We start from the raw sequence: 20,571 nt of genomic DNA on the forward strand, positions 1-20,571 counted from the left end.
TCTCAGCAATATTAGATGGATAATATTCCTAGGGGAAGCGTTAGAAAACTGTGTCAATCTGGTATACAAAAAGATTGAGCGATAGAAATACAGATAGACACAGAGGCAATAATATTACAATTGATAGGAAAGGCAAAGCACTTGGTGGAAAAGATGAAGCTCTGGCTCCACTTATTAACCAACTCACTGAAGCGAGATAGACTCTCACCTTTTTCGAGACCTCACAAGAAACAGAAAGAACGGTTACAGTTCAAAGATTATGAAGAGTGATCATGGAGCATTTGAACTAGATGTTCCAATATGAAGTTTGCTATCCATATTTGTTTCTGTGTATCATTTTGTGTTGACAGATCAGGCTTTATAAAATTTAAATTAACCCAGACTGCTAGCTAGCAGTCTGGGTTAAAATTAGTATAAACATAAGGCTTACTCTCCAAATCAAATTTATAAATACTCCTTATACAACAAAGTCTTTTTACAAAGATATAATAAGTGCTTAAATGCAGGGGCGAAAATCTAGATTATATGCCACAATAGTATTAGCCTCAAGATAGCGTATAAGCTCAGACCTAGAGATATGAAGCTTGTTCCCTATTTTGACAACTTCAATTTCATTCTTCGATATAAGCTTCTTTGCCATATCTATTTTGATTATATTCATCTCCTCAATTTCTTTCAAATTAAAAATTACGCCTTTTTGGATTAACTCATCGTAGTTAGTTTTCACTGTAGGCTCCTCAACTGTTCAATTTTTATCAAACAATGAGGTTCTTCAAAAATTTTATTCACATCTTGATTTCCACTTTTTTCCAACCACATATCATCACCATAGAAAGAAGAATAGAGCCTATTCTTTTGACGTCCACACTACATCATACAAAAAGGAGACCTATGCGAACAGAGGATGAAAATGTCACATTCCATACCAAACTAATGAGCTTAGTTTTGGTTGGAAAACGGAAAATGGGAGATGTGTTATGAAAACGAAGTCATTTCAAAAACCAAAGAAGTGTAACTGCCAGATGCTAATACTGCTTTTACCCCTCGTCATTCATATTGTAAACCACTATCAGGAGTGTAGAAGATGGAACCATCCGTCATTTTAACATTAGTGATTGCAATAGCAACCGCGATAAAAGAGACGCTTAATTCAAACAAATAGAAACAATGCTTTAGTCTATAAGACTTTCAAACATAATCATAAACCTAATAAGGAAATAACTATGAGTGTAAGACCACTTAGCAATGAACAATTAAGAGCACAAGCACCCTCCATCTTTTCAGAAAATCCGATTGAAGGTGTTTCTGATAAATATGCTTTTGTACCAACCTATTCAGTATTGGATACATTCAGACAAGCGGGCTATTACCCCATCATGGCTGGTGAAAGTCGCGTGAGAAACCATGAAAACAAAGGCTATCAAAAACACATCATTCAGTTTAGAAGCCTAGAGCATCTTTTACGTCCCAGTGCTAATGAAGAATATGCGGATATTGTACTGACCAATTCGCACAATCGCACATCCTCCTTTAGTGTTGATTTAGCCATCTTCCGCCTTGTGTGTGCCAATATGCTCGTGGTGCCATCACACACCTTTTCACACCACTCCATCATTCACGCTGGCTTTAACTTTGAGAAAGTACACACAGCCATTGAAGAAGTAACCTCACATATGCCAAGTATCCAAGAAGAGATTGAAACTTTCAAAGCGATTGAGCTATCCGTTGCAGAGCAACACTCGTTTGCCAAAGTAGCACTGGATATTCGTTTCGATAAAGAAGTGCATAGCGTTGACTTTAAAGAGTTCTTGCAAGTACAAAGAGATGAAGATGAAGCGCCTACACTGTGGAACGTCTTTAACCGTGTTCAAGAAGCAATCATTAGAGGTGGAATCAAAGGCTCTAACAAAGTAACAGGTAAAACATTTACATCCAAACCTATTACCGCGATTGATGCCAATCTCAAAATGAATAAAGAACTCTTCACTATTGTTCAAATGGTGGCTGATTTGAAAACACCTTCTCTCATGATGGCAGCATAAGGGATGAATGATGAAACTGCTCAATTATCAACTACAAACACACATTGAAAGCTTAGCAACCTCTAAATCCACACAGTACTTCTCAGACTACGTCCATTCCATTCTTCAAGATACCGCCAAGCCCTACTATCAAAGAGCTGATTATGTGGGCTTATCACTTCAAGAGATCAAATCAAAGATTGATACCCTCGCCAACGATATTAAAGAGCTTCAAAACCTCAAAAAGAGGCTCTCTGATTCGCTTGAAATCGCCAAAGAGATCATTGCTACAGTGTTCTTAGAAAATGGTGTTGATCGTATTGATGGAAATATCATTAGTTCGCTAACCCTTAGCAATGAAACATCTAGTACACAAACTTCCTTCACCATTTTAGACCATGAAGCGGTGATGCGTTTGGGTTATATTAAATACCAACCCGATGTTGAAGCGATTGAGCAAGCAATGATGAGCGGTGAAGGTAAAGAAGAGTTAGCAGCATTTGTGAAAAGCGAAACCAATACCACAAAGACACTTGCAAAAGTAAAGGTCAATGCAAAACGTATAGGACTAGGTACTCAAGCAGAAGAACTACTCAACATCGTTGAAGCAGCATAAGGAGAAATCATGTTTGATCAACCACAAAATCAAGCTCTCGCACAAGAGCTTGAAAACACACGAATCAAAAGTCGCTCAAAAGGCGATATTGAGCTTGCCTATTTAGAGGGGTTTGATGTCATCGATACGGCTAATAGGATTTTTGGTTATGGCAATTGGAGCTATAACATCTCTACATTAGAGCAAGTATCCCAAGAATCTAACCAAAATCAAAACATTGTCATCTGTTATAAGGCTGTTGTTTCGGTAAAAGTATCTGATGCCAAGCATGAACACCATATCAGTCGTGAGGATGTTGGCTTTGGTACGGGTATTGCCAAAACACTCTCCGATGCACATGAAAGTGCTGCTAAAGAAGCGGTGACGGATGCACTTAAACGCTCCATGAGAAGCTTTGGAAATCAGTTTGGCAATTCACTCTACGATAAAAGCAGACAACATCAGAATTCTCAACAACCACAACCCTCTAACAAAGTGAACGCTATCCCACAAGATTATTCCAAACTCTCCAATCTAGGCTTGAGCGTAATGCAACAAGGACAAAACCTCATTGTCATGGGTGATGATATTTTTGCGAAAAAAGACACCATCAAGGCATGTGGATTCAAGTGGGATGGACGCTTGAAACATTGGTGTAAACCTTTAGAGCAACAGGCGGCATAAGATGGATGATCTCATACCAATCTCACTACGTGATAGCATCCCAACACTCTACCAAACGGAAGACACAAAAGATCCTCTGTGCCATATTAAGCTCTTTACACCTGATTCAAATTGGACATGGTATGTTATTGAGCTTTTCAAGGAAGATATGGATACATGCTATGGTTATGTGCAAGGACTTGAGAATGAATTAGGCTATTTTAGTTTAAAGGAATTGAGAACTGTCAAGGGGTTTTTAGGTTTGGCGGTTGAACGAGATGTGTTATTTCAACCGACACCGCTATCTCAAATACGCAAAAAGTACGAATAGGAGTCCAAACTTATATCTCTATCGTAGCAAAGGCTTAGTTCTTTGCTACGATCCAAATTACACGTAAATATTTTTTTTCAACATACCAATGAATTGAGAGATATATTAACGTGCCATTAACATAGCGTTTTTTGAAATATAACTTCTTTTGAAAAACACCAAGAATATAGGGTAAATAACAAAGCATATAATATAAGGGTTATATGTTATACCAAATATAACTTTACTACGAAGATGATAGAGCACATTTAATTTATCTTTTATACTCACATTTGAAGGAAATAAAGATGAACTATCATACCGTCATTGACACTGTCAAAGTACAAGTAGACTTTGATACTGCATTAGAACAACAAGAAGCTGTAAATACTTTAATTCAAACATTAGCAACAACAGGTGCATTCTATATTCAAGACAAAAAGGATGTTTTTCAAAGAGATTATTTTATTTATAGCCATCAAACGGTTATTGCTACGATCACAACAGGATCATCTAACGAGCGAAGCCGTAGTATTGTAGGTTGTATACAAAAGTATTATATTAGTGTTAAGTTTGCAGGTTTATGCAGATACAATGAAAAAATAGATTCTATCTCTCATTATTGCTTACTAAAAATATGTGCTTTTTTTAATGACAATAACATAGCTTTTAAATTGACAGAGCTTGATGTATGTATCGATGCAGAGTGTAAATTTGATAATATTTTGGCACTATGCGTTAAAAAGTCGCCTAAAACAGACTATTATGCGCTTAGTGAATCGCAAGCATATTTTGACACAACATATATCGAAAAAATACCACTGAAAAGAGTAGATAAGGCTGTACTGAGATCTTATGTATATAACAAAAGCCATAAAGAAAACCTCGTTCAACAGATGACACGTTTTGAGCTAAAGCTACAACCAAAATACTTTCATAAGTATGGCTTTGACATAGAGCCAATTGAAAAAGCTCTTAACAGATACTATGTAATGTATTTTAAGAACAGCTATGAAAAAAATCGTGTAATAGAAGCATATGAAAAATATCAATCTTTCTATAAAAGAGAAATAACTAAACTTGGTTTTGATACCTACAGACTCTACCCTGATATAACGAAGATCAAATCTTTTGTGGAACAACTTTTAAAAATAGATGATTTTGAAGTATGGTTCATGTATGAATTATCTATGCAAAATATCCATAATACGGTCAGAAATACTTTTTAAGACATGTGTATTATGATAAAATATAAAATATTCAGTTGTATGTTAGGATTATGGGTCAATGGCAAAAGAAAAAAATCAAAAATCGATGGAAGAAACCCTCTGGGAAAGCGCAAATAAGCTAAGAGGTTCTGTTGAATCAAGTGAATACAAGCACATCGTTTTAGGACTTATCTTTTTAAAATTTGTCAGTGATACCTTTGAAGAGCGGAGGGAAAAGCTCTTAGCAGAAGGTAAAGAAGCATTTATCGATATGGTTGAGTTTTATACCATGGATAATGTTTTTTACCTTCCTGAGACTTCAAGGTGGTCATATATAAAACAAAATGCCAAACAAGATGATATCGCTCTCAAAATAGATACAGCCCTTGCAAGCATTGAAAAAACCAATCCTTCCCTCAAAGGTGCACTACCAGATAACTACTTTTCAAGACTTGGTCTTGATCCGAGTAAGCTCTCTTCCCTTATCGATACGATCAACAACATCAACACACTAGAAGATAAAGGGCATGATGTTGTCGGACGTGTTTATGAATACTTTTTAGGTGAATTTGCCCTTGCAGAAGGTAAACTTGGAGGGCAGTTTTATACTCCAAAATCTATCGTCAATTTGATAGCTAATATGATAGAGCCTTACAAAGGGAAAATCTATGATCCTGCTTGTGGATCAGGTGGTATGTTTGTACAATCCCTCAAGTTTATAGAAGCACATAAAGGCAATAAAAAAGATATTTCTATCTATGGGCAAGAGTTTACAGCAACGACGTATAAACTTGCCAAAATGAACTTAGCCATCAGAGGTATATCTGCAAATCTTGGAGCAGTCCCCGCCGATAGCTTTTTTAAAGATCAACATCCAGACCTCAAAGCAGACTATATCATGGCAAATCCACCATTTAACCAAAAGGAATGGCGAGGTGTGAATGAACTACTGGATGATCCAAGATGGGCAGGCTATGAAGTACCTTCTGCATCAAATGCAAACTACGGATGGATACTCCATATGGTCTCAAAGCTCTCGGAAAACGGCATTGCAGGATTTGTACTTGCTAAAGGAAGTTTAACAAGTAATTCAAGCAACGAGGGAGAGATACGAAAACAACTCATTGAGAACAATCTTATCGATTGTATCGTCAATCTTCCTGCAAAACTCTTTTTCAACACTCAAATTCCTGCTTGTCTTTGGTTTATCAAAAAGAATAAAAAAACCAATGACATCCTCTTTATAGATGCAAGAAATATAGGACATCTTATCAACAGACGCAACAAAGATTTTAGCGAAGCAAACATAGAACAGATAGCATCTACGTACCATAACTGGAAAGTCGAAAAACACTACGAAGATGTAAAAGGTTTTTGTAAAAGTGCAAGTGTAGAAGAAGTGCGTACACTTGGCTATGTACTCACACCTGGGCGTTATGTGGGGCTAGAAGATAGTGAAGATGAATTTGACTTTAAAGAGCGATTTGAAAGTTTACATGTAAAGCTTCAAGAGCAAATGAAAGAAGAACAAAGCCTCAATGAACGCATCCTTGCAAATCTTGCAAAAGTGAACTTGGCGGTAGTGGATGAGTAGTTGGAGAGAATGTAAGTTGGGGGAAGTTGCAGAGATTACATCAAGCAAACGAATTTTTTATTCAGAATATGTTCCATCAGGAATTCCTTTTTGGCGTTCAAAAGAGGTGATTGAAAAATTTAATCGGAAGAAAATTTCTACTGATTTATTTATTTCACATGATAAATATCAAGAGATTAAATCAAAATTTGGTGTTCCTCAACAGAATGATATTCTATTAACTTCTGTAGGAACATTAGGTATACCATATTTGGTACAGCATGACGAGCAATTTTATTTTAAAGATGGTAATTTAACTTGGATTAAAAACATAGATAATGAACTTTTAGATCCAATATTTTTGTTTAAATGGTTAAGCTCATCTGTGGGCAAAGAGTCATTACGTGAAATTACAATTGGTTCAACACAAGAGGCACTCACTATAGCTGGTTTAAAAACTTTGGAGTTGTTACTCCCACCTCTTGAAGAACAAAGAGCAATTGCAGAGGTGTTGAGTAGCCTTGATGATAAGATAGACCTTCTCCACCGCCAAAACAAAACCCTCGAAGACCTCGCCCAAACACTCTTTAGACAATGGTTCATCGAAGAAGCCAGAGAGGAGTGGGAGGAAGTAACATTAAGTGATGTTATGGAATTAAAATATGGGAAAGACCACAAACATTTAAACGATGGGAAAGTACCAATTTATGGTAGTGGTGGCATTATGAGATATGGAGATACAGCTATTTATAACCAAGAATCTATTCTTATCCCTAGAAAAGGTACTTTGAATAATATCTTTTATGTTGATGAACCATTTTGGACAGTTGATACAATCTTTTGGAGTAAAATTAATTCAGAAAAAATATCAGGGAAATTACTTTTTGAATTTCTAAAAACTCTGAATTTTTCAAATATGAACGTTGGTTCTGCTGTCCCTAGTTTAACAACAAAAGTGCTCAATGAGATTTCTTTTGCTTTACCATCTTTACAAGAACAAGAAAAATTTAAAATATATACAGACAATGCTTGGGATAAAATAAAACAAAATCAAAAACAAATCCAAACACTTGAAAACTTACGAGATACACTCTTGCCAAAGCTTCTGAGTGGGGAAGTAAGGGTTAATCAAAGTAAAGAGAGGACTTCGATATGCAACAAATAGGTGATTTGAATATATATGTTGGAACTAAAGAAGAATATACTACTGCATATAAAAACAATATGAAGATAGTATGCGCCTTAAATCGTGCCAGTGGGTTTGTAACACATCAATCAAAAATTGGTTGGAGCGGTAAAGGTTGTGATAAAGGTAACCCATATTATCTATATAAAGAAGAAGAGAATGCTATCTATTTGAATATGATAGATGGAGAAGATCCGAAATATGTGAGTGATGAAATGATAAATGCTGCTTTGAGATTCATAAAATATCATTTAGAAAATAATGAAAAGATTTTTATATATTGTAGTTTGGGTGAATCTCGTAGTCCATCTATCGCTCTTATGTATATGTTAGAAAATGAGTTGATAGATACAACCAATACCTTTATAAATTTTACAAATAATTTTTACAATAACTATCAACCCAAAAGAGGCAATTTAGAGTATATTCAAGCAAGATGGTTAAAAAGTGAAAAGTAATCATAAACAAATTCAAACTCTTGAGAACTTGAGAGATGTACTCTTTTGCCAAATCTTTTGAGTGATGAAGTAAAATAAAGGATTAATGTATGCAAAACATCATCGAAATAAAAAATTGTAATAATATCGATGAAGGAAAAATAACTTTAGAAATAAATAAACTTAACATTAAATATGGAATTAATGGAACGGGGAAAAGTACAATTGCAAAGGCTATAAAATATGGAATTGAATCCCCAAATAAATTAAAAGAACTGACGCCATTTAAAGTTAAAAACACAGCTTCAGAGATAAAGCCAGAAGTAATAATCTCACAAGATATAAAAAGTGTATTTATCTTTAATGAAGAATATTTAAGTCAATTTGTTTATAGAGAAGACGAGTTGATTTCCAATAGTTTTGAAATTTTCATACAAACTCCAAACTATCTTGAAACAGAAAGAAAAATAGAACAACAATTAGAAACTATAAAAAAAGTTTTCTTAGCTAATAATGAATTAGACAAGATAATTTTAGATTTTGAAAACTTGTCAAAAAGTTTTAAAACAACAAAAGATGGACTTTCTGATGCATCCGCAATTTCTAAAGGTGTTAAAAGTAAATTTTATGACGTTCCAGAAGGTTTAGAAGAATACAAACCATTTATACAAAATAAAGAAACATGTGTTAGCTGGCTAGAGTGGCAAATGAAAGGAAATGATTTTAGCAAGGATCATGATAGTTGCCCATATTGTGTTTCAGCTACAGATGAATCAAGAAAAGTAAAAATTAAAGCAATTTCGGAAAATTATGATAAAAATGTTATTAAAAATTTTATAGAAATTATCAGGGTTCTAGAAGATTTAGGAGATTACTTTTCAAGTGCTTCCAAAAATAAGTTAAAAGAAATTACAAAAAAAACTGAGGGGTTACTCCCTGAAGAAAAAACATATTTAGTTACAATTAAAGGGCAAATAGATAGTTTCTTACAAAGACTAAAAAATCTAAGAGAGATTTCATTTAATAATTTGAAAGATGAAAAAATCAAGGAAAAAATTGAGGACTTGAAGATAAAAATCGATGAAAGCTTTGATAAATTAAAATCCGATAAAACTGAAAAAATTGTAGAAGAATTTAATAAATCAATAGATACTACATTAGAGCAGATTATAGAACTTCAAAGAAATATTGGAATACAAAACACAGAAATCAAAAAATCTATAGAAAAAAATCAAAAAAACATAAACAATTTTCTAAAAAAAGCAGGGTATCAATACGAAGTATTAATTCCAAGTGAAGATAGAAGCTATAAATTAAAATTGAAACACATAGAATCAGACGAGAAAATTTCAAAAGGTAATCAATATTTAAGTTTTGGGGAAAAAAATGCCTTTGCATTAGTTCTTTTTATGTATGAAGCACTTTCAAAAAAAGCAGACTTGATAATTTTAGACGATCCAATTTCTTCTTTTGATAAAAATAAAAAATATGCGATTATGGATATGTTATTTAGAGAAGATAATTCTTTCAAAGGTAAGACTGTTTTAATGCTTACACACGATATTGAGCCAATTATTGACTCTGTGAAAGTTTTGCATCAAAAATTTGGAAATCTAACTAATGCTTATTTTATACATACAAAAAACAATCAAATTCAAGAATTGGCAATAACAAAAAACGATTTATTATCATTTTCTCAAATATGTAATCAAATTACAAGTTCTGGCATTATAAATGAGATTATCAAAATGATTTATTTGAGAAGATATTATGAATCAATAGATGATAAAAGTAATGAATATGAAGTTTTATCAAATTTACTCCATAAAAGAAGCAAAGAAGAAGCAACAGATCAAAGAAAAGAAAAAATAGCTGATCAATACCAACAACTATCAGATGATGATTTTAATAATGGTATAAATGGAATTCAAAATAAAATTGCAAACTTTGATTACAATTCTCTACTAAATAAATTTAAAGATAATCCACAACTCATTAGCCTTTATAAACAAACGAATGATAGTTTTGCAAAAATAATATTATTTAGAATAATAATTGATGGAGAAGACAAAATAAGCCCTGATGATGTTTTTATGAAGTTTATTAATGAAGTTTATCATATTGAAAATGAACTATTGTTTCAACTTGATCCAATGAAATATGATATTGCACCACAATTTATTCTGAATAGGTGTGATGAATTTATCAATGGTTTATAAAATGAAAAATTTGATAGGCAACAAAAAATGACTAACGATTTAACAATATCAAATCTTAGCAGACGCCGTGTGCTAAATAAAAAGAACTACCTAAAAACATTGTATATTACTTCGGATATAAAATACAGTTTCTTATGTGAAGACTTGAGAAGTACTATAAAATATGGAAAGTAATCATGAATAAATTTACAGAAGATAAATTAGAGCAAGCATTTATAGAGTTGCTTCATGAGCAAGAAATTATCCATCAAAACGGCAAAGAGCTGATAAGACATGAGAGTGATGTACTCCTCAAAGATGATCTCAAAGAGTATTTAGCTGCCAGATATGAATCCCAACATATTACCAAGAGCGAAATCGATCAAATCATTCGCATATTAGAAAACTATCCTTCGAATGATTTGTACGATACCAATAAAGCTATTATGAAACTAGTATCTGATGGATTTATCTTTAAGCGAGAAGATGCAAACGAAAAAGATATTTTTATAGAACTGATAGACTATGAAAATTTAGACAAAAACACCTTCAAAATTGTCAATCAGCTAGAAATCATTGGCTATGAAAAACGAATCCCTGATGGTATTCTCTATATTAACGGTTTACCTCTTGTAGTCTTTGAATTTAAAAGTGCCATTCGAGAAGAAGCAACAATTCATGATGCGTATGTGCAGCTTACTACACGATACCGAAGAGATATTCCAGAACTTTTTAAATACAATGTATTTTGTATCATCAGCGATGGAGTGAATAATAAGGTAGGTTCATTTTTCTCACCCTATGAGTTTTTTTATGCTTGGAGAAAAATCACAGGTAATGAAGTAGAGGTGGATGGTATTGCTTCTATGCACTCCATGATTAAAGGAGCATTTAATCGTGAACGACTCATCGACATTATTCATAATTTTATTTACATGCCCGACAAATCAAAAAAAGAAGAAAAAATAGTTTGTCGATATCCTCAATATTACGCTACTAAAAAACTCTATGACAATATAAAACTTCACCAAAAACCACACGGTGACGGTAAAGGTGGTACCTATTTTGGTGCTACAGGATGCGGTAAAAGCTTTACCATGCTTTATCTCACTCGATTGCTTATGAAAAGTATCCATTTTTCTAGTCCTACGATCATTCTTATCACTGATAGAACAGACCTAGATGTACAGCTTAGTAGTCAATTTTCAAATGCTAAAAGTTTTATAGGTGATGATGGTATTGTCAGTGTTGAGAGCCGAGAAGATTTGAGACAAAAATTACGGGGCAGAGAAAGCGGTGGTGTTTTTTTAACCACCATCCATAAATTCACGGAAGATATTGAGCTACTTAGCAATAGAGAAAATATCATCTGTATATCCGATGAAGCGCATAGAAGCCAAATCAACCTAGATCAAAAGATTAAAACCACAAAAGATGGTGTTAAAAAGACATTCGGTTTTGCAAAATACCTGCATGATTCATTACCAAATGCAACCTATGTTGGATTTACAGGAACGCCAATCGATGGAACTTTAGATGTTTTTGGCGATGTCATTGATAGTTATACCATGACTGAATCCGTTCGAGATGAGATTACTGTTAAGATCGTTTATGAAGGAAGAGCAGCAAAAGTATTGCTGGATAACAGTAAGCTTCATGAGATAGAAGCATATTATGAAGAGTGCGCTAATGTCGGAGCAAACGAGCATCAAATTGATGAGAGCAAAAAAGCTATGGCAAATATGGAGAACATTCTTGGTGATCCTAAGAGAATAAAAGCCTTAGCAAAAGATTTTGTAGAACATTATGAAACAAGAGTAAGTGAAGGAGCCACGCTCAAAGGTAAAGCTATATTTGTTTCCAGTAGTAGACCTATAGCCTATGCCCTTTTTAAAGAGATTATTGCTTTACGACCACAATGGAATGAAAAGCGTATCTGTGATGAAAATGTAGAGCTTAGCGAGAAAGAGAAAAAGAAGATACTACCTCTTGAAAAACTCAAAATGATTATGACTCGAAATAAAGATGACGAAAAAGAGTTATACAATCTTCTAGGAACCAAAGAGTATAGAAAGACACTCGATACGCAATTTAAAAATGAAAAATCAAACTTTAAAATAGCCATTGTTGTAGATATGTGGCTTACAGGATTTGATGTACCATGTTTAGATACGATCTATATAGACAAACCTATACAGCAACACAATCTTATCCAAACAATTTCAAGAGTAAATAGAAAATATGCAGATAAAGATAAAGGGCTTGTTGTAGATTACATTGGTATCAAAACAGCCATGAATAAAGCTTTAAAGCAATTTTCAAAGGTTGATAGTAAAAACTTTGAAGATATACAAGCCTCTATTGTAGTGGTTAAAGATCATTTAGACTTGCTTTCAAAACTTTTTCATAAATTTGACAGCCATTTGTACTTTAGCGGAACCACACTAGAACAACTTGAGTGTTTAAACCTTGCAAGTGAATATGTTCAATTGACTAAAGAGCTTGAAACACGCTTTATCTATCTTGTTAAACGATTAAAATCTGCCTATGATATTTGTTGTGGTAGTGAAGAATTTACGCAACTCGAAAAAGATTTCATTCATTTTTATTTAGCTGTTCGCTCAATTGTCGTGAAACTAACTCGTGGCGATGCCCCCGATACTGCACAAATGAATGCAAAAGTTGCAAAAATGATAGAAGAAGCTCTTAAAAGCGATGGCATTCAAGTGATCTATAAATTAGGCAGTGAAGAAGAATCAAAAATTGATATTTTTGATGAAGATTATATAAACAAAATCAATAAAATAAAGCTACCTAATACGAAGATTAAGCTATTGCAAAAGCTTTTAGCCAAAGCATTAGAAGAATTTAAAAAAACAAATAAAGTCAAAGCAATTGATTTTTCAAAAAAATTTACTGCTTTAGTTGCAAAATACAATGAAAGAAAAGAAGAAGATGTACTTGTCAGTGAAGTCCTTGAGGACTTCACTGATGAGATCATTGATCTTTATAATGCATTGAAAAAAGAGAAAGAGTCATTTGGTGATTTGGGCATTGATTTTGAGGAAAAAGCTTTTTACGACATATTGAAAATGATCTCTATTAAATATGACTTTTCATATCCTGATGATAAATTAATAGCCCTTGCAAAAGAAGTCAAAATTGTCGTTGATGATAAATCTAAATATACCGATTGGAATATACGAGAAGACATCAAAGCTGAACTCAAAGTGGATTTGATTATGTTGCTTGCCAAACACGGCTATCCACCAATTACTAAAGATGAAGTGTTTAAAGAGATATTTGAACAAGCTGAGAATTTTAAGAAATTTAGGCAATGAATAGAGAGCTAAAAATAATATTTGAGTCTCAAAAAATCAATTATATAAAATTCACACTATTTCAGTCATAGGAAATTTAGAATGAATGTTGCATTTTTATTTAATTCAGACCATGAAAAATATCATGGCTTTTATGGCTATCCTATCTTAAAGCTAATATTAGAAAAAGATATTATTCAGAAAAGCAATAGAAATATGAAAGTCTCAGTAGGTGATATATTAACTTTTTCAACTGCATCACAAAGTAAAGCACCAACATATGAATATTTTTATGAATTAAATAGGCAGGTATACACTCCTTACAATTTTAATTATTTAATACAACCGAAACTTACAGATTTATCTCAAACGGTAACAATTTATTGTTTATTTTTTCAAAACATGAGTGAGAATACGGCTATTTTCTTACATAATTCTCTAAAATTAGATCCTTCATATTTAGGCTCAATGGATATTAATTTGAAAAACCCTTATCATGTTTATTTTTTTAAAAATTCTCTAATTACTAGCTATAGACTGCATGGAAAAAAATGCTCTTTATTTTTTTCTATGTCAGAAAATGAAGATCCTGATTTAAGTTCCAAAGAATATTTTGAAACTTATGGTTATGAAGTTATCTTTGAAGACTTGGGGGCAATGCAAACAATTTTTGATGACTATGACACTTTAGAACACTATACTAGAGTCCAGGACACAAAAAATATTTTTTTAAATATAAAAACTTTAACCGATGATATTTTAGATGACTTGATCATATCATTGGAAGAGTTGCATCCTAAACTGTTTAATTCTTTCGCAGCTCTAGCAAGAACATACGAAAGAGTAGAAACGGAAGAAGATATAGCACAATGCGCATTATCTGGAAGAAGAATATTAGAACAATGTGCAGACTATCTATTTCCAGCTTCAGATCAATTGTATAATGGAAGAAAAGTTGGGCAAACACAATACAAGAATAGATTATGGGCATATATTGAAACAGTAGTTAAAGAAAACTCTTTAGATATAGTTTGCATCCAAGAAGTTGGTAGTCAACTTGATAAATTAATTTCATTATTTAACGCAGGGCTTCATTCAGAGCTTAACTTAGTAGATCTCAATACCGTACTTGAAAATCTGATTCTATTTATTATTCAATTAGTAAATTTATCTCCTGAAGCTGCCAGAAAGCCTTATTTAGCTTACGAAAACAATATAGAAAATTTTATGAAAAATATTCAAAAATTATAATTTCCCGAAAACTGATCTAAATATTGGAGATGAATACATACCACTCCCCCCTTAAAATATCGCGTTTTCCCCTCTAATATTTATCTTTTTCAACTTCTTTTATCATGCCTGTAACAATACCATGACACAACCTGTCACACACTCTGGCTACACTTCTTCCATAATATTTGGAAGAAGGTTGAGCCTTTATGCTTTCAATTACCGTAGGGATTATTTTTATTCTTACAACATATATTTTAAGAAAGTGTATCCGTGATTTATACGTATTTCAATCTGAAATACCCTCTTCTCCCAAATCCAATGAAAACAATGATTCATTTAATTATGAAGCCATTCAAAATGCTTTAGAAACAAAACCAAACAAAGATACACAAATCTAATGCAAGGAGCATTTATGTTAATAAAAAAAATTGCGATACTTACTATGGTAGGGCTGAACTGTTGGGCTGGTATGCCTTGGGAGACAGGCTGGGCAATGGGCGGAACATCAACGCATGCTATTATCGACAAAGACAATAATCAATTACTCATCGAGTGTAATGATCAAGGAAGTTATTTATATTTACGAAATGAAAAACGAAATGAAATCAAACTTGGGCAAGCTGTTTCTATTGGCGTTAATAACACTAAAACGACTGTACCAACGAGTATAGATGCAACCAGTGCTCAAAGCGATAAAACGGCGTGGGGCAATTTTATTTATTCACTTCCAACATCCAAAACCATCACACTTAACAATAAAAAATTTGAGCCAAACAACTCAGAAAAGCTATCTGATATAGTACAAGCATGTACGGCTTATGATGAAAATACTATCAATAACCAGCAAAATAAAAATTTACCCACACAATCAAATCAGGTACCAGTTCAACTAAAAGTACAAAATTTCCCTGCCAATATAAAAACAGGACAGATATATCAATTTGTAAATATTGACGTTATCTCAAAAGTCAATAATGTACAAATAAGTAATGTTATTGTTAATCGTGGGAATTGTAAGACTAATGCCTTAAATGCGAAGTTTCCTTTGCGTTTAAAATTTGGAGAACAATATCAGGGGACCTATCAATCTTGTAATGCAATTGAAGTTGAAGTCATAACAGATCATGGAAATTGGACATTTAGTTTAACCAATTAATATTACCATCCATTATTTTAAAGGAGCTATCGATGCTATATGTCATCCTTATTTTTTGCATTGCCTTGAGATTTCCTTTATGCTTCACTATCATCTTTTCTTTTTTTGGAGCCTATATGGGTTATATTGGAGCTATAGAGTTAGGGATAAGTTCTGAGTTTTTTAAACTTTTTTTAGGACTTCTAGGGTTTCTTTTGGCTGGCTATATAGCACCTAGCATACAAAAAAAGTATTTAAAGATATCCCGTGAGTATCCCTTTACATTTACGACACAACCTGTCATACCATTTAATTAAACTTTGATTGTTATTTTAAGAATAAGGAGCAAATATGTTACCACTTATTTTAGGCGGAGTCGCCATTGCAGCCACAGGCTATAAAATCAAACAGTTTCTTAGCAATGAGGATAATCTTGATAAAATCAATGATACTCTGATGAAAGGAGTTGATTGGCTTGACAGTGTTGATCAAAAAACAGAAAAGTTTTTTGATGGCTTAATCCAAAAGATTGATGAATCAAAAAATAAAGAAAAACTAGCTTTACTTTTAGACGAACTTGATGATATTAAAAGTACAACAGCAACAATCATCTATAACGACATTGATGAGTTACTGTTTGATACTACAAAAAATTCTTGTTCAGAAATCTATAAACCATGTGAAATAGAACTGATAAGAGACCAAAAACAAACACCACTACGATATACAGAAGAAAACTATCTCATTATAGAAAAATTCTGCGATATATTAACAACGGCAAATAACTTTCTCTCTCAATACATTGATGAAATTAAAACATTGCCCACTCAAAATCAATCTTCAGTGCAACCTTATACACTTTCACAAAATCAAATTAAAAAATTATATATAATTCAAACTTTTTTAGAAAATGTTATTTGTTGTAAAGTTAGTAGCGATAATGTAACAATTTCAAAGGTTACAATAAGATCTTTTAATAGAATTAAGCATACAATTGAGCTATTTAAGAGTTAATGAAATATATTAGTTCTTAATCATTTATATTTTACAAAGGAATTCTCTATGGAAATACTTTTACTATTGTTCTTCGTTGTGTTACTTCAGTTCATTGTTTTACTTATAGTTCTAAAAAATGTAAAACATCAACAGAAAGCAACTCAAGAATACATAACAAGCCTTGAACAAAATATTACAAATTTAGTGCAGTCCACTTTTCATACAATTAGCCAGCAAATCTTAAATTTAAAAATTGATAATTATGTTAATACGGCAAATAAAACCTTAAACTCTAAAGAGCATATATACGAGAATGAATTTTTTACTCAAGAGTTTGGACATTGTAAAATTGTTAAAATTATCGATAAAAAAGACAATTCTATTACAAATGTTTATTACAATGAGAATGGGGGAAAATCTTATACTGAGACATTTAACGAAAATATCTTGACATACTCAGCACATTATCAAGATGATAGATTACATAGAGGCTGTGAGTACGATTCACATGCAAATCTTCTTTTTGAATATTTTTACAATGAGATTGGTGAGGTCACTAAAAGAATTGAATATTTTTACGCAGAAGATGGGGCATTAGAACAAACACAAGAAACTCATTATTAGGAATGACCATGTATTTACATTTATTAAAAGAAGAAGAGCAAGAAGATTTTTTGGAATTAGCGTATCATCTCATGGGGATAGATGGGATGCATCAAGATGAGGAAGTTATTGTATTTGAGAGTTATAAACATGAATGTTCTTTAGAAGAGTATATAATTTCAAAACAAAATGATTTAGAAAGTGTTATTGCTAATCTTAAAAATACTTCTTCTAAAACTAAAAGAATAATTCTCATTGAACTCTTTGAAATTTTATTAACCGATGGTGAAGTACATGAAAATGAAAAAACTTTTATCAATCACCTTGCTAGTGAATTTAAAGTTTCAAGTGAAGAGTTAGAAAAGATAAATAAATGGACCTTGGCAATGGATCATATTGTCAAATTAGGATACACGATTATCAACAAAGGAAATGATAATGCTTGATATTTTTGATAACCCTTTAAAATCTATAAATGATTTTTTTGGAGTTACTGGAGATACTTTAGATTCTACTCTAAAGGACATTAAAAAACACGGTTCAAAAGTTTTGAGTAGAATTACGGGAGAAGATAAATTCAAGCAAGCTGAAAAATTACGTAAGAAAATTACAAGAAAATATAATAAAACAGAAACATCCTATGAACAACAATCAAAAATACTCCTAGATTCTTTGGAACAAACAATAACTTCAATAAACAATCATAAACAAGAAATTTACAAAAACCACTTTTCTCAATTTACCTTATTAGCAAATCGTCTGCATAATCTTTCCATTCAAGGTGAGAGTTTCATAGAATATTTTGATAGTAGTATTTATGAAATGAAAAATTTAAATGCCGTGAGATCAAAAAATGACTTATATAGCATTGACTTCAATAATATGAAAGCTCAAGAGATCACTATAGGAATAATTACTTTAGGTTGGTCAACACGAAGTAAAGCTGTAGAAACTTTACGAAATGTACAAGCAGAAGAAAAAAGAGTACATGAAGAAATTACAAAGATGAATGCACATATTACTCAGTTAGAAACAGCATTATTAGCACTTGAAAATGTTGAAGAATATTTTGCTTCTCTCATACATAATTATGAAAAATTACTGCATCGTTTTAGATATGGAATTGCTTCTCAAATGCAAAAAAACATGTTAAATGATATTGCATTAGAAACTGGAAAGTTAGATTTTAAAATGATGCCTATAGTTCATATAGAAGAATTTCAAGCGCTTTTCAATCTTTCTATCATTTTGAAAACAATGGCTACAATGGGCTATCTTGATGAACAAGGTAATGTCAACGAAGAAGATCAAAAATCTATTAATAATATCAAGCTTTTAGTCACCCAAGAACTAGCTGTAGCATAAGGATAAATGATGAGTAACGAAAAATATATAATAAAAGAACTTTCGCTTGATGAGATGCTTGATGAGCTCAATGGCACATCTCCGCTCAATATGAGTAAAAAATTAATGGAGTATGAACTCTTCGACCAACAATCGTCTATAGAAATATTGGAGCAAATTTACAAAGAATTTGAAAGTAAAGAAAAGGTTATTGATAATCTTGTGACACCTATGCTTCTTAATATATTTGATGGGCTTATCAAACATCCAAAACTTGAAGGTACCTTCAGAAAAACCAATATTACCCCTAGTAGATTAGTAAATGATGTTAACTCTTTTAGCTATAAAACTTTTAAGCCTAAACAAACGATATTTAACCATGACTTCTTCCTGAGACAAGGAGAAAAAGCACATTATAGTCCGTGGACAAGAATGAAGTTTTATGATACTAAACCTCGAAGTACAACAGAAGAAGAAAAAGGTTTAGTTAGAGATACAACCATTACATACGAAGATAAAAATGGCGAAATAAAAACAATAACTACTACAACTGTCATTGATAATATCACTGGTGAAACACTTGATTTAACTATAGCTGGTGCTAAGCAAAAAGATATAAAGACGTCACATATGGATCATATTAATCCAATAAGCAAGATACGTGAAGACAATAAAAATAATCCTTATCTTTACAGAGATGACCTTGAAAAGTTAGTCGGATTACCAGAAAATGAATCATATATTAACGCATCTCTCAACATATCTAAAAATGATATGTCATGGAGTGAATATATTGAAAAAAATCCAAATAAATTAACCCCTGAAGAACAGCAAAAGGCATTAGAATTAGAAAAAAAGGCAAATGAAGCACAAAAAAATGAAGCTAGAAAGTTAATGGCTAAAAATATTGGGTTAGATGCGTTAGGAGATGTTATTATTTTTATTTTAAAACCTATTTGGTTTGAAATCAAAGATATGTTTACTCATGGAATTTTAGGAGATTTTGCATCAAAAACTAAGAATAAATTTGAAGCTTTTTTATTAAGAATCAAAAGAGCATATAACTTTATAAAAGAGAATATACTTCATATGCTAGGCGAAAATTTACAAAAAATTATGGAAAACTTCATTGGGATATTAATAAGTGCTTTAATTCAAGTATGCAAAGGTATATTTCAAAAAATTGTTCAAATTATTTCTGATGGATACTTGGCTTTAAAAGAAGCATTGAAGATTATATTAAAAGACAAAGATGAGAATGGTAATATAATATCCCCTGCTCAGAAAGCAGATGCTATAGTTAAAATAGTAGCATCTGCGATAGTTCCAATCTTAATCTTCTCATTTGAACAAACCTTGAGTAAAATACCAATTATAGGGGATATAGCTACAATAATTGTATCAGGATTAGCAACAACCTTGGTAGTCTGGGTTCTGGATGAAATTGATCTATTCTCGGTTAAAAGTGAAAAGCGACTAATGAGAGTAAAAGAAATTTTTGAATTAAGAATTGAAACAATCAAAAAGAATACTGACATATTTGAAAAAGCATCCATTGAAGTGTTAGCAAAACAAAAACTTCAATTTAAAAAGATAGCTTCAGATATGCACCATGCTATAGAAAATAATTTGAATGTAAATAATTCAGTCTATCAAATGGCTAATTTTATGCATATTGATCTACAAGCTAAATCTACCGACGAATTTTTAGCGCTACTTAGTAGTAAAAAACAATTAGTGATCTAAAAA

General features: G+C 32.1%; 19 protein-coding genes and 1 pseudogene. 19 read left to right on the top strand and 1 reads right to left on the bottom strand.

Translation table 11 applies throughout. The features are described from left to right. Positions 1–81: 81 nt before the first annotated feature. Positions 82–298, top strand: a pseudogene (locus SULBA_RS13310) (IS256 family transposase); the annotation flags it as partial. A gap of 198 nt (positions 299–496) precedes the next feature. On the opposite strand, the gene SULBA_RS11565 reads toward SULBA_RS13310, so the two are convergent. After that, positions 497–727, bottom strand: coding sequence for a MerR family transcriptional regulator (locus tag SULBA_RS11565; RefSeq protein ID WP_014770475.1), 231 nt, complete (start codon positions 725–727; stop codon positions 497–499). A gap of 496 nt (positions 728–1,223) precedes the next feature. Between SULBA_RS11565 and SULBA_RS11570 the strand changes: the two genes are divergently transcribed. The 18 genes from SULBA_RS11570 to SULBA_RS11660 all read left to right on the top strand — a co-directional run bounded on the left by SULBA_RS11570 (position 1,224) and on the right by SULBA_RS11660 (position 20,568). Then, positions 1,224–2,042 (top strand): DUF932 domain-containing protein, encoded by an 819-nt coding sequence (locus SULBA_RS11570; protein WP_014770477.1) that lies wholly within the window; start codon positions 1,224–1,226, stop codon positions 2,040–2,042. Positions 2,043–2,052: 10 nt separating this feature from the next. Continuing rightward, positions 2,053–2,637: a siphovirus Gp157 family protein gene (locus SULBA_RS11575; RefSeq protein ID WP_156790542.1), complete on the top strand. Its 585-nt coding sequence runs from the start codon at positions 2,053–2,055 to the stop codon at positions 2,635–2,637. A gap of 9 nt (positions 2,638–2,646) precedes the next feature. Further along, on the top strand, positions 2,647–3,300 hold the full coding sequence (locus SULBA_RS11580; protein WP_014770479.1) for a Rad52/Rad22 family DNA repair protein: 654 nt from the start codon (positions 2,647–2,649) through the stop codon (positions 3,298–3,300). A 1-nt stretch (position 3,301) separates the two neighbouring features. Next, positions 3,302–3,610: a DUF2958 domain-containing protein gene (locus SULBA_RS11585; RefSeq protein WP_014770480.1), complete on the top strand. Its 309-nt coding sequence runs from the start codon at positions 3,302–3,304 to the stop codon at positions 3,608–3,610. A 287-nt stretch (positions 3,611–3,897) separates the two neighbouring features. Beyond that, positions 3,898–4,818: a hypothetical protein gene (locus SULBA_RS11590; protein ID WP_014770481.1), complete on the top strand. Its 921-nt coding sequence runs from the start codon at positions 3,898–3,900 to the stop codon at positions 4,816–4,818. Between the two features lie 58 nt (positions 4,819–4,876). Beyond that, positions 4,877–6,391, top strand: a complete 1,515-nt coding sequence (locus SULBA_RS11595; protein ID WP_014770482.1) for a type I restriction-modification system subunit M — start codon at positions 4,877–4,879, stop codon at positions 6,389–6,391. Beyond that, entirely contained in the window at positions 6,384–7,535 is a 1,152-nt protein-coding gene (locus SULBA_RS12890; protein ID WP_083834408.1) for a restriction endonuclease subunit S, read from the top strand. The genes SULBA_RS11595 and SULBA_RS12890 overlap by 8 nt, the downstream gene beginning before the upstream one ends. Further along, complete coding sequence (locus SULBA_RS11605; RefSeq protein ID WP_014770484.1) at positions 7,523–8,014, top strand: dual specificity protein phosphatase family protein; 492 nt, start codon at positions 7,523–7,525, stop codon at positions 8,012–8,014. The genes SULBA_RS12890 and SULBA_RS11605 overlap by 13 nt, the downstream gene beginning before the upstream one ends. 89 nt (positions 8,015–8,103) lie before the next feature. Beyond that, the gene (locus tag SULBA_RS11610) at positions 8,104–10,212 is read left to right on the top strand and encodes an AAA family ATPase (RefSeq protein WP_014770485.1); all 2,109 of its coding nucleotides are present in this window, start codon (positions 8,104–8,106) and stop codon (positions 10,210–10,212) included. 176 nt (positions 10,213–10,388) lie between these two features. Next, the gene (locus tag SULBA_RS11615; protein WP_014770486.1) at positions 10,389–13,532 is read left to right on the top strand and encodes a type I restriction endonuclease subunit R; all 3,144 of its coding nucleotides are present in this window, start codon (positions 10,389–10,391) and stop codon (positions 13,530–13,532) included. A gap of 81 nt (positions 13,533–13,613) precedes the next feature. After that, positions 13,614–14,762, top strand: coding sequence for a hypothetical protein (locus SULBA_RS11620; protein ID WP_014770487.1), 1,149 nt, complete (start codon positions 13,614–13,616; stop codon positions 14,760–14,762). A 188-nt stretch (positions 14,763–14,950) separates the two neighbouring features. Then, positions 14,951–15,142: a hypothetical protein gene (locus SULBA_RS11625; protein WP_014770488.1), complete on the top strand. Its 192-nt coding sequence runs from the start codon at positions 14,951–14,953 to the stop codon at positions 15,140–15,142. 14 nt (positions 15,143–15,156) lie between these two features. Further along, positions 15,157–15,900 (top strand): hypothetical protein, encoded by a 744-nt coding sequence (locus SULBA_RS13095; protein ID WP_014770489.1) that lies wholly within the window; start codon positions 15,157–15,159, stop codon positions 15,898–15,900. Positions 15,901–16,230: 330 nt separating this feature from the next. Beyond that, positions 16,231–16,893 (top strand): hypothetical protein, encoded by a 663-nt coding sequence (locus tag SULBA_RS11640; protein WP_014770491.1) that lies wholly within the window; start codon positions 16,231–16,233, stop codon positions 16,891–16,893. 48 nt (positions 16,894–16,941) lie between these two features. Next, entirely contained in the window at positions 16,942–17,499 is a 558-nt protein-coding gene (locus SULBA_RS11645; protein ID WP_041671860.1) for a hypothetical protein, read from the top strand. A gap of 8 nt (positions 17,500–17,507) precedes the next feature. Beyond that, positions 17,508–17,924, top strand: a complete 417-nt coding sequence (locus tag SULBA_RS11650; RefSeq protein WP_014770492.1) for a TerB family tellurite resistance protein — start codon at positions 17,508–17,510, stop codon at positions 17,922–17,924. Next, positions 17,917–18,843 carry a hypothetical protein gene (locus SULBA_RS11655; protein WP_014770493.1) on the top strand — a complete coding sequence of 309 codons (927 nt, stop codon included), beginning with the start codon at positions 17,917–17,919 and terminating at the stop codon, positions 18,841–18,843. The genes SULBA_RS11650 and SULBA_RS11655 overlap by 8 nt, the downstream gene beginning before the upstream one ends. Before the next feature lie 9 nt (positions 18,844–18,852). Next, positions 18,853–20,568: a hypothetical protein gene (locus SULBA_RS11660; RefSeq protein WP_014770494.1), complete on the top strand. Its 1,716-nt coding sequence runs from the start codon at positions 18,853–18,855 to the stop codon at positions 20,566–20,568. Positions 20,569–20,571 lie beyond the last annotated feature (3 nt).

The organism is Sulfurospirillum barnesii SES-3 (assembly GCF_000265295.1).
In the GTDB taxonomy this organism is placed as follows: domain Bacteria; phylum Campylobacterota; class Campylobacteria; order Campylobacterales; family Sulfurospirillaceae; genus Sulfurospirillum; species Sulfurospirillum barnesii.

Bases quoted from the DNA above. Each gene is read 5' to 3' on its own strand.
- SULBA_RS11660 (WP_014770494.1), top strand. From the start codon at position 18,853: ATGAGTAACGAAAAATATATAATAAAAGAACTTTCGCTTGATGAGATG.
- SULBA_RS12890 (WP_083834408.1), top strand. From the start codon at position 6,384: ATGAGTAGTTGGAGAGAATGTAAGTTGGGGGAAGTTGCAGAGATTACA.
- SULBA_RS11655 (WP_014770493.1), top strand. From the start codon at position 17,917: ATGCTTGATATTTTTGATAACCCTTTAAAATCTATAAATGATTTTTTT.
- SULBA_RS11640 (WP_014770491.1), top strand. From the start codon at position 16,231: ATGTTACCACTTATTTTAGGCGGAGTCGCCATTGCAGCCACAGGCTAT.
- SULBA_RS13095 (WP_014770489.1), top strand. From the start codon at position 15,157: ATGTTAATAAAAAAAATTGCGATACTTACTATGGTAGGGCTGAACTGT.
- SULBA_RS11620 (WP_014770487.1), top strand. From the start codon at position 13,614: ATGAATGTTGCATTTTTATTTAATTCAGACCATGAAAAATATCATGGC.
- SULBA_RS11570 (WP_014770477.1), top strand. From the start codon at position 1,224: ATGAGTGTAAGACCACTTAGCAATGAACAATTAAGAGCACAAGCACCC.
- SULBA_RS11585 (WP_014770480.1), top strand. From the start codon at position 3,302: ATGGATGATCTCATACCAATCTCACTACGTGATAGCATCCCAACACTC.
- SULBA_RS11610 (WP_014770485.1), top strand. From the start codon at position 8,104: ATGCAAAACATCATCGAAATAAAAAATTGTAATAATATCGATGAAGGA.
- SULBA_RS11590 (WP_014770481.1), top strand. From the start codon at position 3,898: ATGAACTATCATACCGTCATTGACACTGTCAAAGTACAAGTAGACTTT.
- SULBA_RS11595 (WP_014770482.1), top strand. From the start codon at position 4,877: ATGGCAAAAGAAAAAAATCAAAAATCGATGGAAGAAACCCTCTGGGAA.
- SULBA_RS11580 (WP_014770479.1), top strand. From the start codon at position 2,647: ATGTTTGATCAACCACAAAATCAAGCTCTCGCACAAGAGCTTGAAAAC.
- SULBA_RS11645 (WP_041671860.1), top strand. From the start codon at position 16,942: ATGGAAATACTTTTACTATTGTTCTTCGTTGTGTTACTTCAGTTCATT.
- SULBA_RS11625 (WP_014770488.1), top strand. From the start codon at position 14,951: ATGCTTTCAATTACCGTAGGGATTATTTTTATTCTTACAACATATATT.
- SULBA_RS11650 (WP_014770492.1), top strand. From the start codon at position 17,508: ATGTATTTACATTTATTAAAAGAAGAAGAGCAAGAAGATTTTTTGGAA.
- SULBA_RS11605 (WP_014770484.1), top strand. From the start codon at position 7,523: ATGCAACAAATAGGTGATTTGAATATATATGTTGGAACTAAAGAAGAA.
- SULBA_RS11615 (WP_014770486.1), top strand. From the start codon at position 10,389: ATGAATAAATTTACAGAAGATAAATTAGAGCAAGCATTTATAGAGTTG.
- SULBA_RS11575 (WP_156790542.1), top strand. From the start codon at position 2,053: ATGAAACTGCTCAATTATCAACTACAAACACACATTGAAAGCTTAGCA.